Genomic DNA, 418 nt, shown 5'->3' on the forward strand with positions numbered 1-418 from the left:
AGGAAGAGGGAGGAAAAGAAAAAAGGGGGGGAGAGAAGGGGGGAAAAGAAAAGAAAGGAGGGGGGAAGGGAGGGAAAGGAGGGGGAAGAGAGGGAAAGGGAAGGGGGGGAGGAAGAAAAAAAGGGGGAAAAGAGGAAAAGGGGAGAAGAAGGAGAGGGGGAGAGGAGGAAAAAAAAAAGGAAGAAGGGGAAAGAAAGGGAGGAAAAGGGGGGAAAGGGGGGAAAGAGGGAAGAGGGAGGGAGGAAGAAAGAGGAGGAAGGGAAAGGGGGGGGGGGGAAGAGAAAAAGGGAGAAGGAAAGAAAAAAAGGGAAAGAGAAAAGGAGAGGGGGGGGAAAAGAGAAGAGGGAGGAAAAAAAAGGAGAGGGAAAAGAAGGAGAAAAAAGGAAAAAGAGGAAGGGAGAAAAAGGGGGAGGGGGGA

The 418-nt window shown here is 51.2% G+C and carries 1 protein-coding gene; it reads left to right on the plus strand.

Annotated elements, in window-relative coordinates; genetic code table 11:
- Positions 1 to 418 (plus strand): hypothetical protein (locus KH400_RS29780; RefSeq protein WP_217228112.1); only part of this gene is annotated, 418 nt, incomplete at both ends.

It is taken from the genome of Desertibacillus haloalkaliphilus, assembly GCF_019039105.1.
Taxonomy (GTDB): domain Bacteria; phylum Bacillota; class Bacilli; order Bacillales; family KJ1-10-99; genus Desertibacillus; species Desertibacillus haloalkaliphilus.